Annotated in this window: 12 protein-coding genes; 6 read left to right on the top strand and 6 right to left on the bottom strand. The window is 72.8% G+C overall.

From position 1 onward, the window contains the following. The first annotated feature begins 60 nt into the window (after positions 1–60). From GKC29_RS26325 to GKC29_RS26310, 4 genes are all read left to right on the top strand, one after another. Positions 61–1,032 carry a carbohydrate ABC transporter permease gene (locus GKC29_RS26325; protein ID WP_155333368.1) on the top strand — a complete coding sequence of 324 codons (972 nt, stop codon included), beginning with the start codon at positions 61–63 and terminating at the stop codon, positions 1,030–1,032. 11 nt (positions 1,033–1,043) lie between these two features. Then, the gene (locus tag GKC29_RS26320; protein ID WP_155333367.1) at positions 1,044–1,886 is read left to right on the top strand and encodes a carbohydrate ABC transporter permease; all 843 of its coding nucleotides are present in this window, start codon (positions 1,044–1,046) and stop codon (positions 1,884–1,886) included. Beyond that, positions 1,883–3,316 carry a GH1 family beta-glucosidase gene (locus GKC29_RS26315; RefSeq protein ID WP_155333366.1) on the top strand — a complete coding sequence of 478 codons (1,434 nt, stop codon included), beginning with the start codon at positions 1,883–1,885 and terminating at the stop codon, positions 3,314–3,316. Before GKC29_RS26320 ends, GKC29_RS26315 begins: the two co-directional genes overlap by 4 nt. A 79-nt stretch (positions 3,317–3,395) precedes the next feature. Beyond that, a complete protein-coding gene (locus tag GKC29_RS26310; protein ID WP_155333365.1) occupies positions 3,396–4,442 on the top strand; it encodes a LacI family DNA-binding transcriptional regulator in 1,047 nt (348 codons plus the stop codon). A 15-nt stretch (positions 4,443–4,457) separates the two neighbouring features. Here the strand turns inward: GKC29_RS26310 and GKC29_RS26305 are convergent, their stop codons facing one another. Further along, positions 4,458–5,528 (bottom strand): phosphotransferase family protein, encoded by a 1,071-nt coding sequence (locus GKC29_RS26305; protein ID WP_155333364.1) that lies wholly within the window; start codon positions 5,526–5,528, stop codon positions 4,458–4,460. 145 nt (positions 5,529–5,673) lie between these two features. Here GKC29_RS26305 and GKC29_RS26300 point away from each other — a divergent pair, with 145 nt between their 5' ends. Together GKC29_RS26300 and GKC29_RS26295 are read left to right on the top strand one after the other, a co-directional pair. Further along, on the top strand, positions 5,674–6,372 hold the full coding sequence (locus GKC29_RS26300; protein WP_155333363.1) for an amino acid-binding protein: 699 nt from the start codon (positions 5,674–5,676) through the stop codon (positions 6,370–6,372). 106 nt (positions 6,373–6,478) lie between these two features. Then, positions 6,479–7,534 (top strand): GNAT family N-acetyltransferase, encoded by a 1,056-nt coding sequence (locus tag GKC29_RS26295; RefSeq protein WP_155333362.1) that lies wholly within the window; start codon positions 6,479–6,481, stop codon positions 7,532–7,534. An 85-nt stretch (positions 7,535–7,619) separates the two neighbouring features. Here GKC29_RS26295 and GKC29_RS26290 read toward each other — a convergent pair whose 3' ends face one another. The 5 genes from GKC29_RS26290 to bioB all read right to left on the bottom strand — a co-directional run bounded on the left by GKC29_RS26290 (position 7,620) and on the right by bioB (position 12,341). Then, a complete protein-coding gene (locus GKC29_RS26290) occupies positions 7,620–9,185 on the bottom strand; it encodes an aldehyde dehydrogenase family protein (RefSeq protein ID WP_155333361.1) in 1,566 nt (521 codons plus the stop codon). Between the two features lie 377 nt (positions 9,186–9,562). Then, positions 9,563–10,261 (bottom strand): LPXTG cell wall anchor domain-containing protein, encoded by a 699-nt coding sequence (locus GKC29_RS26285; protein WP_230688828.1) that lies wholly within the window; start codon positions 10,259–10,261, stop codon positions 9,563–9,565. 332 nt (positions 10,262–10,593) lie between these two features. Continuing rightward, on the bottom strand, positions 10,594–11,100 hold the full coding sequence (locus tag GKC29_RS26280) for a GNAT family N-acetyltransferase (RefSeq protein WP_155333359.1): 507 nt from the start codon (positions 11,098–11,100) through the stop codon (positions 10,594–10,596). Positions 11,101–11,104: 4 nt separating this feature from the next. Further along, the gene (locus tag GKC29_RS26275) at positions 11,105–11,338 is read right to left on the bottom strand and encodes a hypothetical protein (RefSeq protein ID WP_155333358.1); all 234 of its coding nucleotides are present in this window, start codon (positions 11,336–11,338) and stop codon (positions 11,105–11,107) included. A gap of 7 nt (positions 11,339–11,345) precedes the next feature. Continuing rightward, positions 11,346–12,341: a biotin synthase BioB gene (bioB, locus tag GKC29_RS26270; RefSeq protein ID WP_155333357.1), complete on the bottom strand. Its 996-nt coding sequence runs from the start codon at positions 12,339–12,341 to the stop codon at positions 11,346–11,348. Between the last annotated feature and the right edge of the window lie 132 nt (positions 12,342–12,473).

Here is a 12,473-nt window from a genome sequence, read left to right as displayed (position 1 = left end):
TCCGTTCCCCGTACCACCGCCGGCGCGCCGGCCCGCGCGCCGGGCGGGAAAGGACTGAGAATGAGTCTGTCGGCCACGACGGCGCCGCCGTCACCCGCAGCGCCAACACCTCCGCCATCCCGGCGGCACCGGTCCCGCTCGTCGTCGTTGACCCGCCTGGACCTCAGGTTCTCCCCGTACCTCTACATCGCGCCGTTCTTCGTGATCTTCGGCATCTTCGGGCTCTACCCGATGCTGCGAACGGCCTGGATGTCGCTGCACGACTGGAACCTCATCGGCGACCACACCTTCATCGGGTTCGACAACTACACGAAGCTGGTCACCGACGAGTACTTCTGGAACGCCACGTTCAACACGTTCGGCATCTTCCTGCTCTCGACGGTCCCGCAGCTGCTGCTCGCGCTCTTCCTCGCGAACCTGCTCAACCGGACCTTCCTGCGCGCCCGGACGCTGTTCCGCATGGCGATCTTCATGCCGAACGTGGTCTCCGTGGCCGCGGTGGCGATCGTCTTCGGCATGCTCTTCCAGCGTGACTTCGGCGTCTTCAACTGGCTGCTCGGATTCGTCGGCGTCGACCCGGTCGACTGGGACGCCGAGCGCTGGAGCTCGTGGAGCGCGATCGCGTCGATGGTCAACTGGCGGTGGACCGGCTACAACACCCTGATCCTCCTCGCCGGCATGCAGGCCATCCCGCGGGAGCTCTACGAGGCGGCGGCGCTCGACGGCGCCAGCCAGTGGCGACAGTTCTGGCGCATCACCCTGCCCATGCTGACGCCGACCTTCGTGTTCGTGGTCATCCTGTCCACCATCGGCGGGCTCCAACTGTTCACCGAGCCCCTCGTCTTCGCCAACGGCAACATCATCGGCGGCGACCAGCGCGAGTTCCAGACCCTCGCGATGTACATGTACGAGCTGGGCATCGAGAACCTGAACACCGCCGGCTACGGCGCCGCCGTCGCCTGGGCGATGTTCCTGATGATCGCGCTGATGTCGCTGGTCAACTTCCTGCTCGTCCGGCGTACGGTGAAGTGAGGACCCCGGCCATGAACTCTGCCTCCCGGCGCCTGTGGCGCACCAGCCCGCTCACCTACGTGGCGCTCGTCCTCGCGACCCTGCTCTCCATCTACCCCTTCTACTACATGGTGGTCATCGCCACCCGCAGCCTGGACTCCATCAACGACGTGCCCCCGCCCTTCACGCCCGGCGGCGCGTTCGGCGACAACTTCGGCCGGGTGCTCGACAACGACGCGGCGAACTTCCTCACCGGCCTGCTCAACTCGGTGATCGTCTCGTCGGTGGTGACCCTCAGCGTGGTCATCACCGGCTCGCTCGCCGGCTTCGCCTTCGCCAAGCTGCGCTTCCGTGGACGCAACGCCCTGCTGCTGGCGATCATCGTGACCATGATGATCCCCACCCAGCTCGGGCTCATCCCGCTGTGGGGCATGATCCAGGACCTGAACTGGTACGGCACCCTGTACGCGGTGACCGTGCCCTTCCTGGTCAGCGCGTTCGGGGTGTTCATGATGCGCCAGTACGCCACCCAGGCGGTCTCCGACGAGCTGATCGAGGCCGGCCGGGTCGACGGGGCGAGCACGTTCCGCATCTACTGGAACATCGTGCTGCCCGCGCTGCGCCCGGCGGCGGCCGTGCTCGGCCTGCTGACCTTCATGGAGACCTGGAACTCGTTCCTGTGGCCGTACGCGGTGCTGCCGCCGGAGAACCCCACCCTCCAGGTCTCGCTGGCCTTCCTCTCGTACGCCTACTACACCGACTACTCGCAGGTCTTCGCCGCCACGGCGGTCGGGACGATTCCGCTGGTGGTCGTCTTCGTCCTGTTCGGCCGCCAGATCATTGGCGGGATCATGGAAGGTGCCGTCAAGTCGTGAGCAACCCCGCGAGCCCACCCGCCGTCGGCGTCCTGGCCGAGCGCCCACCGCTGACCTTCCCGCCCGGCTTCCTCTGGGGCGCCGCCACCGCGGCGTACCAGATCGAGGGCGCGGCGGCCGAGGGGGGCCGGACGCTGTCGATCTGGGACACCTTCAGCCACACCCCCGGCCGCGTGGTCGGCGGGCACACCGGCGACGTGGCCTGCGACCACTACCACCGGCTCGACTCCGACATCGCACTGATGGCCGAGCTGGGGCTGAAGTCGTACCGGTTCTCGGTCTCCTGGTCCCGGGTGCAGCCCGGCGGCAGCGGGCCGGCCAACCCGGAGGGCCTCGACTTCTACCGGCGGCTGGTGGACGCGCTGCTGGCGAACGGCATCGAACCCTGGCTGACCCTCTACCACTGGGACCTGCCGCAGCCGCTGGAGGACGCGGGCGGCTGGCCGGCGCGGGACACCGCCGCCCGGTTCGCCGACTACACCGCCCTGGTCGCGGACGCGCTCGGCGACCGGGTGCGCTACTGGACCACACTCAACGAGCCGTGGTGCTCGGCGTTCCTCGGCTACGGGTCCGGCGTTCACGCGCCGGGCCGCTCCGACCCGGGTGACGCCGTCCGGGCCGGGCACCACCTGATGCTCGGCCACGGCCTCGCGGTGCGGGCGCTGCGGGCCGCCCGGCCGGACGCCGAGGTCGGGGTGACGGTCAACCTGTACCCGGTCACCCCGGCCACCGACTCGCCCGCCGACGCGGACGCCGCGCGGCGGATCGACGCGCTGGCCAACCGGTTCTTCCTCGACCCGCTGCTGCGTGGGTCGTACCCGGCGGACCTGATGGCCGACCTCGCGCCGGTCACCGACTTCGGGCACGTCCGCGAGGGTGACCTCGCCACCATCGCCGCCCCGCTGGACCTGGTCGGGGTCAACTACTACAGCCGGCACGTCGTGGCGGCGCCGGTCGAGGGGGCGGCGCCGGAGGCGTACTGGCGGGCACCGTCCTGCTGGCCGGGAAGCGAGGACGTCCGCTTCGTCACCCGGGGCGTCCCGGTCACCGACATGGACTGGGAGATCGACGCCCCCGGGCTGGTGGAGACCCTGCGTCGGGTGCACGAGGAGTACACCGACCTGCCGCTGTACGTCACGGAGAACGGCTCGGCGTTCGTCGACGCGGTGGTCGACGGGGAGGTGGACGACGTCGACCGGCTCGCGTACTTCGACGCCCACCTGCGCGCCGCCCACGAGGCGATCAGCGCGGGCGTCCCGCTGCGGGGCTACTTCGCCTGGTCACTCATGGATAATTTCGAGTGGGCCTGGGGCTACACCAAGCGGTTCGGCATGATCTACGTCGACTACGACAGCCAGGTCCGCATCCCCAAGTCCAGCGCCAGGTGGTACGCCGAGGTGATCCGACGCAACGGTCTGGCCGCACAATAGGCTCGGGCCAGCCATCCGGGCGGTCCCGGTGCCACCCCTGTGGCGGCACCGGGACCTCCCGACGTCGGAGGAGCAGACGATGACAACGCAGCGCACCCGGTCCCTCGGGCGCCCGACCCTCGACGCGGTGGCCGCGCGCGCCGGTGTCGGGCGCGGCACGGTCTCCCGTGTCGTCAACGGCTCACCGCAGGTGAGCCCGGAGGCCCGGGCCGCGGTGCAGCAGGCCATCGCCGAGCTGGGGTACGTGCCGAACCGGGCCGCGCGAGCGCTGGTCACCCAGCGCACCGACTCGGTGGCCCTGGTCGTGTCGGAGTCCGGCGACCGGGTCTTCACCGAGCCGTTCTTCGCCGGCATCGTCCGGGGTGTCAGCTCCGGCCTGCTGGAGACCCCGCTGCAACTGTGGCTCGCCATGGTCCAGTCCCCGATCGAGCGGGAGCGGGTCGAACACCACCTGACCAACCAGCACGTCGACGGCGTCCTGCTGCTGTCGTTGCACGACGCCGACCCGCTGCCCACGCTGCTGGAGGAGCGGGGCCTGCCGGCCGTGCTCGGCGGCCGGCCGGCGCGGATGCTGCAACCCGGCGCGCAGCCCGCCTGGTTCGTCGACGTCGACAACGTCGGCGGCGCCCGGCAGGCGGTCGAGCACCTCGCCGCGCGGGGGCGGCGGCGGATCGCCACCATCGCCGGCCCCCAGGACATGGGTGCCGGCCTGGCCCGGCTGACCGGCTACCGGGAGGCCGTCACGGCCGCGCTGGGCGGTGTCAACCCGGACCTGATCGCGTACGGGGACTTCAGCGAGGGCAGCGGGGCGGCCGCCATGCGCCGGCTGCTGGAGGTGTGCCCCGACCTGGACGCGGTCTTCGTCGCCTCCGACCTGATGGCGTTCGGGGCGCTGCGTACGCTCCGGGAGGCCGGCCGGCGGGTGCCCGAGGACGTCGCCGTGGTCGGTTTCGACGACGCCCCGATCGCCCGGCAGGCCGACCCGCCGCTGACCACGGTCTTCCAGCCGGTCGAGGAGATGGGCCGCCAGATGGCCCGCCTGCTGGTGTCCCGCATCCGCGGCGAGGACCTCTCGTCCCCCCACATCCTCCTGGACACCCAACTGGTCGAGCGCGCCAGCGCCTGACCGGGGTGGGCGGCCTTACCTCTTCTCCACCGCGGTCAGGCCGTGGGTCACCAGAGGGCTCACCAGATCGCCGATCCGGTCGAAGCCCTCGCCGAGGGTCTGGCCCTTCGTGTGCCGGTAGTGGATGCCCTCGCAGATCACCGCGAGCTTGAAGCACCCGAGCGCCACGTGCCAGTGCAGCGGGCCGACGTCGACGTCGCTGCGGCCGGCGTACCGGTCGATCAGCTCCGCCCCGGTGGGGAAGCCGGCGCGGGGGCCCAGCCCGTCCGCGACCGGGTTGCCCTCGGCGGCGTCACTGTCGCCGAGCACGTCCCAGTACGTCAGCAGCAGGCCCAGGTCGGCCAGGGGGTCGCCGAGGGTGGCCATCTCCCAGTCGAGCACGGCGCGGACGCCGACCGGGGCCACGGTGGCGAGCAGGTTGTCGAGCCGGTAGTCACCGTGCACGATCCGGCCGGCGTTGGCCCCCTCGGGGGCGGTCGCGGCGAGCCGGTCGCGCAGCTCGTCGACGCCGGGCAGCGGCCGGCTGCGCGACCGGTCGAGCTGCCCGGACCAGCGACGGACCTGCCGGGCCAGGTAGCCCTCCGGACGCCCGAAGTCGGCCAGCCCGACGGCCGCCGGGTCGACGGTGTGCAGGGCGGCGAGGGTGTCCATCATCGCCATCGCCAGCTCACGCCGCTGGCCGGCGGTGAGCGGGTCGGTCTGCGCGCGGGTCCGGAACACCTCGCCGTGCACGCGTTCCATCAGGTAGAACGGCGCTCCGACGACGTCCGGGTCCGCGCAGAGCAGCAGCGCCGCCGGCACCGGCACGCCGGTGGGGGCGAGCGCCGAGATCACCCGGAACTCCCGGGCCATGTCGTGGGCGGTGGCCAGCACGTGCCCGAGCGGCGGGCGGCGCAGCACCACCTCGTGCCCGCCGGCGCGCAGCAGGTACGTCAGGTTGGACTTGCCGCCGGCGATGAGCCGGGCCGACAGGTCCCCACCGGCCAGCTCGGGCCGGTGTGTCGCCAGGTACGCGGAGAGCCGGTCCAGATCCAGCCCCCGGGGGGAGGAGTGCGGGGCGGGGGAGTCAACGGCCGGCTCGGTCATCCGATCAGTTGATGGCAGCTCAGCCGGGTTGTCAAGGTCGGTTTTGCTCTCGGGACATGCCGCTGCAACAGGGGCGAAACGGTCGCGGGGCACGCTAGGGCGTGCCTGCCGGCGGACCGCGCCGGCCCGCCGAGCGGAGGATCACATGTTGCTGCGAGTTCGGGTCACCCTTCCCGACCGTCCGGGCACGCTCGGCCAGGTCGCGCGCACGATGGGCGTCTCCGGCGCCGACATCGTGCAGGTCGTGGTCCTGGAGCGGCTCGGTGGCCGGGCGGTGGACGACTTCACCGTGGTGTGGCCGGGAGCGGCCCGGGTGGAGCGGCTGATGGCCGGCCTCGCGGCGATCCCCGGAGTCCGCGTGGACGGCGTGTGGCGGGCGATCGGCGCGCCCACCACCACCGGGCAGGACGCGGAACTGCTGGCGCAGGTGGCGGGGAACCCCGCCGACGGGCTGGCGACCCTGGTCGACGCCGTGCCGGGGCTGCTCGCCGCCGACTGGGCGGTCGCCGCGGTGGTGCCGGTCGACTGGGCCGCCCGGGCCGGCGCCGGCAGCGAGGCGACCGTGGGGCACGCCAGCTGGCGTGCTCCCGTACCCCCGCGGCTGCCGGACGTGACGCCGCTGCGCGCCCGCGCGATGAGCGCGCCCGGCGGCGCCCACTTCGCCGTCGCACCGTTCGGGCGGGCCGGGCTGGTGCTGGTCGTGGCGCGGGAGGACAGCGAGCCGCTGGCCGCCGCGGCGTTCCACTCCACCGAGGTGGACCGGCTCGCACAACTGGTCCGCGCCAGCGCGGTGATCCTCGGCGACCGCCTCGACCTGGTCGGGGCACCGCCCGCGGCCGGCTGACGGCGACTGTGGCGCACACCGCACCCGTGGATCACGAGCCGTCACCCCGAAGCAACCGGCCGGCAACAGCCAGCGGCGAGGGTCGTACCGGGGAAGGGAGCGAACCATGACGCTGTGGCGAATCCGGGCCACCGTGGACGACCGACCGGGCTACCTGTCGGTCCTCACGGCGAGCCTGGCCTTGCGTGGGGTCAACATCCTCACGGTGCAGGTGCACACCACGGAGCGGGGTGCGGTCGACGACTTCCTCGTCGACGCACCCGACTCACTCGACGAGGCCGACCTCGTCGCCGCCGTGGAGCGGGGGCGGGGCCGCGACTGCTGGGTGTCGCGCAGCGAGGCGCGCGGGCTGGCCGACCAGCCGACCCGGGTGCTCGGGCTGGCCACCCGCCTGGTGCGGGACCCGGACGCGACCGGGGAGGCGCTGCGGACCCTGCTCGGTGCCGACTCGGTCACCTGGCGGCCGTCGCCGGCCGGGCCCAAGCCGGGGATCACCCCGACCACGATGTTGCTGGCCGACCCGAGCGGCGGGTCGTACGAGCTGCGGCGCGCGGCCCCCGGGTTCACCCCGGCCGAGTACGCGCGGGCGCAGGCCCTGGTCGAGTTGGCGGCGACCGTCGCGCGCCGGTCCGCCGAGCAGGTCACCCTGGTGCTGCCCGACGGCTCGGAGCTGGGCGTCCGCCCGGCGACCGGCGACGACCTGCCGGGCGTGGTCGAGCTGCACGAGAGGTGCTCGGCGCGCAGCCGGCACCGCCGTTACCTGGGCGGCGCGGCCCTGCCCGCGCCGGCCCGCATGCGCCGGCTGCTCGAACCGGCGCGGGGCGTCACCCTCCTCGCCACGGCCACCCGCTCCGGCGGAGCGGGGGAGCCGGTGGTCGCGATGGCCAACCTCCTCGCCGAGGGGGACATGGCCGAGGTGGCGCTGCTGGTGCGGGACGACTGGCAGCGTCGGGGAGTCGGCTCGGCGCTGTTGAACCGGCTCGTCCGCCACGCGGAACGGGCCGGGTACGTCGCCCTGGTCCTGCACACGCAGGCGGAGAACACGCCGATGCTGCGGACGGCCCGCCGGCTGAGCCGTCCCTCGGCGGTGGACCGGGACGGGTCGCTGGTCACGCTGACGGTGCCGCTCACGGCGACAGCGGTGGGCCGGGCCCGCGTCTAGGGCGGCCGACTCCCGGTGCGGGAGACGGTGAAACGGCGGGGCTCCCGGTGCGGGAGCCCCGCCCACCGTCGTCCCGAGGCCCGCCTCAGGTGGTGGGGTAGCTGCTGTAGTCCGGGAAGTTGCCGTAGAGGCGGCCGTCGCCGCCGACCGTGACCGCCTGCACCAGCAGGTCACCGCCGACGAAGGCGCCCTTCCACGAGGCGCCCCGGCCGCCGAACGGCTCCTCCCGGTCGCCCCGCGAACGCGGCTTGTTGATGCCCACCTTGAACGCCTGGAGGTCGACCGCGAGCTTGGCCGCCTCGTCCTCGTCGTCGCAGGCGAGCGACGCGACCAGCGCGCCGTTGGAGGCGTTCATCGCGGCGAGCAGCTCGTCGGTGGTGTCGACGACGACGATCGTGTCGACCGGGCCGAACGGCTCGGCGTGCATCAGCCGCGACCGCCCGGGCGGGGCGAGCAGCACCGAGGGCGCCACGTACGCCGAGGCGTCCTGCCCGTCGAGGAACGGCGCCCCGTCGAGCCGGCCCCGGTACAGCGGGACGGCACCACCACGGACCGCCTCGTCGACCTTGCGGCGCAGCTCCTCGGCCTTGGCGGCGCTGATCAGCGGGCCGAAGTCCAGCTCGGGCAGCGGGTCGCCGGCCGACCAGTCGTCGCCGACGGCGAGCGGGTGACCGAAGCGGACCGACCGCACCACCGGCAGGTACATGTCGAGGAACTGGTCGACCAGCTCGCGCTGGACGACGAAGCGCGGGTACGCGGTGCAGCGCTGCTTGCCGTACTCGAAGCCCTTCTTCAGGTGCCCGGCGAGCAGGTCCCACTGGGAGAAGTCCCAGATGCCCCAGGCGTTGAGGCCCTCCTGCTCGATGAAGTGGCGCTTGTCGGTGTCGAGCAGCGCCGCGGCCACCTTCCCGCCGTTGGAGCGCCCGCCGACGAACGCGACCGCACCGATCTCGGGAGCCCGGACCAGCACCTCGGACAGCTCCTCGCCGCTGCCGGACAGCAGCGTGGCGGGCAGACCGGCGCGGCGCATCAGCGCGTGCGCGACGGTGAGGCAGACCGCGCCGCCCTGCGAGGGCGTCTTGGCGATCACCGCGTTGCCGGCGAGCAGCTGCACCAGCTCGGCGTGGACGAGGACGCTCATCGGGTAGTTCCACGACGCGATGTTGCTGACCGGTCCGGGCAGCGGCTCCCGGCCGTCGGCGAGCATCCGGTCGATCTCGCCGACGTACCACCGGACGCCGTCCAGCGCCCGGTCGACGTCGGCGCAGGCCAGCCGCCACGGCTTGCCGATCTCCCAGACCAGCAGGAGGGCGAGCAGGTCGCGGTGCGCGGTGAGGGCGTCCAGGGCGTCGGTGACCCGGGCCTTCCGGTCGGCGAGGGGGGTCTCGGCCCACGCCCGGTGGGCGGTGGCGGCGTGCGCGACCGCGGCGCGGGCGGTCGCCGCGTCCAGCCGTGGCAGGTTGACCAGGACGGTGTTGTCGACCGGGGTGCGTACCGCGGCGGGCGAGCCCACCGCCTGCCAGCCACCCTCGATCAGGTTGTGCAGGGTCGGGACGCCGTCGACCGGGGGCCCGAAGGCCTCGGGGGCGGCGTCGACCGCGCGGGCCAGGACGTCGGACCAGGCGGTTCCGTCGGCGAGTCGTAGAGCCATCGCGATCTCCTCAGGGTCGTCCGGGGGAGCGGCGGCGTCGATGGCACCGCTGGTGTCGCGTACTGTCGCCCGCCGAAAACGGGGGCGGCAACAGTACGTTCGTATGTCAGGACGCGGCGTCCGTGCCCGGCCGGTCTTTTGGCGCGTCATGCGCCGCCGTCAACCGGCCTGACCTGGGCGTACGTCGCCAAGTCATCCATTACTCTCGATGATGTGATGAATCTCCGGGCGCCCTTGACCGGGTTACCGGTCAGTACGGTCGTGCTCCTCCGGCGGATCAAACCTCCGGGGTGATCTTCCCCGCTCCACCTCGAAGGGGCCTCGAAGACGACGACCGGCCGCCGGAAATCCGGCGGCCGGTCGGGTGATGCCTGGGGTCAGCTGGTGAACGTCACATTGTCGCGGCGCCGCCGCAGCACGGCGAGCGCCACGCCGCCGCCGATCAGGGCGAGGCCGGTCAGCGCGATGCCGGTGCCGGCGACGCCGGTGATCGGCAGGCTGGGGTCGTCCGCACCGCCACCACCGCCGCCGGGGGTCGGCGTGCCGGACCCGCCCGGGGTGGACGGGCTCTCGGGGCCGCCCGGCGTCGTCGGCACGGGAGTCGTGGGGGTGGGCGTCCCCGGGGTGTCGTCGTGGCCCGCACAGGTGTGGCTCAGGTTGAACTTGTCCGCCTCGCCGCTGACCGTGGCGCTGCCGTCGACCAGCGTCCACCCGGCCGGGGTGAACAGGTAGGCGTGGATGACGCGGTCGTCGTTCTGCCCGGCGGGGTAGAGGGCGTCCGGGTAAGCGTCCCCGGCATTCGGCACCGTGACGGTGACGTCCTTGATGCCGTCGTTGAAGGTGAGGCTCAGCGTCTCGAAGCCGCCCGACTCCTTGCCGCCGGGCAGCACGAAGTGCCAGCCGTCGTGGTCGTCCGGCAGGTTGGCGAACCGCTCGTCCCCGCACTCCTGCTGGAAGCCGGCGGCGGTCTCGTCCTTGTGGTCGCTGTGGAGGGGGATGGTGGTCGACGCCCACGCCGGGATGGCGAGGGTGAGGCAGGCAGCGGCGGCGGCACCGGAAACGGCCGCGCGCGCCACGCGCCGACGCTGTGGCATGAGGATTCCTCCGGAACGGTGTCGAGGGACAGCACGTGATCGCATAGATCGTCACCACGGGCTATATCCGATGATCGGTCTGAACCGTGCTGACCTGGTGGTTCTTTCCGCCGCCTCCGAAGAATCGTCACGCTCCGCAGGCATGTCGCTGTAACGCCAGAGGCGTATCCGCCGCTGCTGCCGCCCTCGCCTGCACCGCGGCCTGACCTCGATCGACGCGCAACTTCGGGGAAGATGCTGCCTCGGCGGCGATCGAGGCGACAGCTTCCCCGAAGTTGCGCGGATGTTGGCCGGTTACGGCGCCACGCGCGTCGTCAGTCGGGCAGGTCGTCGGCGAGGAGGTCCATCAGGAGGCCGTCGTGCCAGCGGCCGTCCTCGCCGCGCTCGTAACGGCGGAGGATGCCGACCGGGCGGAAGCCCACCTTGGCGTACGCGCGGATCGCCGCCGAGTTGGCCGCCGCCGGGTCGATCGTGAAGCGGTGGTGGCCGTGCTCGTCGATCAGGTGCCGGGCCAGGGTACGGATGGCGTCTCCGGCCAGCCCGGCGCCGCGTGCCGCCGGGTCGAGGAAGATGTCCATGCTGGCGTGGCGGTAGTCGGGGTCGTCCTCGGCGTACCACTGGATGGCGCCGACGACACGGCCGTCGTGCTCTATCGCGTACACGGTCAGGTCGCCGTCGGTGAGGTCGGCCCGCACGGCGGCGGCGAGGTCGTCGCCCCCGCGCCACCAGCGTCGCACCTCCGGGTGGGCACGGATCGCCGCGAGGGCGGGCACGTCCGCGACCGTGGCCGGCCGCAGGGTCACCACCCGCCCCCGCAGCACCGCGTCAGCCCCGGATCTCGCCGTGCGCGACACAGACCGCCGACCAGCCGACCGGCAGCACCTGCACCTTCATCCGGCGGCGGCAGTGCGCGCAGTACCGGGGCGGCTCCAGCTCGCGGGCCGCCCGGCAGGCCAGGTGCTCGCCGACACCGGCCGGCTCGCCGCAGCGGTCGCACCAGGCGGCACCGGCGCCCCCGGCCGCCACGCCGCTCGTCGTCGTCGCGTCACTGGTCGTCACCGGGTGCTCACAGGGTCGCGGAGAGGGCCTTGACCGGCATCTTCAGGTCGTCGAGGAGCTTCAGGTCGTCGGTGGCCGGGCGACCCAGCGTGGTCAGGTAGTTGCCGACGATCACCGCGTTGATGCCGCCGAGCAGGCCGTCGCGGGTGCCCAGGTCGCCCAGGGTGATCTCGCGGCCGCCCGCGTACCGGAGGATCGTGCGCGGCATGGCGAGCCGGAAGGCGGCGATGGCGCGCAGCGCGTCCTTGCCCTCGACCACCGGTCGGTCGCCGAGCGGGGTGCCGGGGCGGGGGTTGAGGAAGTTCAGCGGGACCTCGTGCGGGTCCAGCTCGGCGAGCTGGGCGGCGAACTCGGCCCGCTGCTCGACGGTCTCGCCCAGGCCCAGGATGCCGCCGCAGCAGACCTCCATGCCGGATTCGCGGACCATCCGCAGCGTCTCCCAGCGCTCCTCCCAGGAGTGGGTGGTGACCACGTTCGGGAAGTAGGACCGGCAGGTCTCCAGGTTGTGGTTGTAGCGGTGCACGCCCATGTCGACCAGCTCGTCGACCTGCTCCTGGGTGAGCATGCCGAGCGAGGCCGCCACCTGGATGTCGACCTCCGCCTTGATCGCGGCGACACCCTCGCGCATCTGCTTCATCAGCCGGGCGTCCGGGCCGCGGACGGCGGCGACGATGCAGAACTCCGTCGCGCCGGTCTTCGCGGTCTGCTTCGCCGCCTCCACCAGCGAGGGGATGTCCAGCCACACGGAGCGCACCGGCGAGGTGAACAGGCCCGACTGCGAGCAGAAGTGGCAGTCCTCCGGGCAGCCGCCGGTCTTGAGCGAGACGATGCCCTCGACCTCGACCTCCGGGCCGCACCAGCGCATCCGCACGTCGTGCGCGAGCTGGAGGGCGGCGGGCAGGTGCTCGTCGGGCAGGTTCAGCACGGCGAGGACACCGGCCTCGTCGAGGCCGACGCCGTTCTCCAGCACCTGGGAACGGGCCTGGTCGAGGATCTCTGGCATGGCCCGTACCCTACAAGGCCGCTCCGGCGGCGGGAAACGGCCGCGTGGTGGCCCCGAGTGCCGCACGAGCGACCGTTGAGAGCCACGCCGCGTCGGGCCCGCGCCACGCCGGGGCCGCCGTGGCCAGGTGGT

This window comes from Micromonospora sp. WMMC415, assembly GCF_009707425.1.
Taxonomy (GTDB): domain Bacteria; phylum Actinomycetota; class Actinomycetes; order Mycobacteriales; family Micromonosporaceae; genus Micromonospora.
This window is presented reverse-complemented; position numbering and strand designations above follow the sequence as displayed.

Bases quoted from the DNA above. Each gene is read 5' to 3' on its own strand.
- GKC29_RS26305 (WP_155333364.1), bottom strand. From the start codon at position 5,528: ATGACCGAGCCGGCCGTTGACTCCCCCGCCCCGCACTCCTCCCCCCGG.
- GKC29_RS26325 (WP_155333368.1), top strand. From the start codon at position 61: ATGAGTCTGTCGGCCACGACGGCGCCGCCGTCACCCGCAGCGCCAACA.
- GKC29_RS26320 (WP_155333367.1), top strand. From the start codon at position 1,044: ATGAACTCTGCCTCCCGGCGCCTGTGGCGCACCAGCCCGCTCACCTAC.
- bioB (WP_155333357.1), bottom strand. From the start codon at position 12,341: ATGCCAGAGATCCTCGACCAGGCCCGTTCCCAGGTGCTGGAGAACGGC.
- GKC29_RS26295 (WP_155333362.1), top strand. From the start codon at position 6,479: ATGACGCTGTGGCGAATCCGGGCCACCGTGGACGACCGACCGGGCTAC.
- GKC29_RS26300 (WP_155333363.1), top strand. From the start codon at position 5,674: ATGTTGCTGCGAGTTCGGGTCACCCTTCCCGACCGTCCGGGCACGCTC.
- GKC29_RS26310 (WP_155333365.1), top strand. From the start codon at position 3,396: ATGACAACGCAGCGCACCCGGTCCCTCGGGCGCCCGACCCTCGACGCG.
- GKC29_RS26290 (WP_155333361.1), bottom strand. From the start codon at position 9,185: ATGGCTCTACGACTCGCCGACGGAACCGCCTGGTCCGACGTCCTGGCC.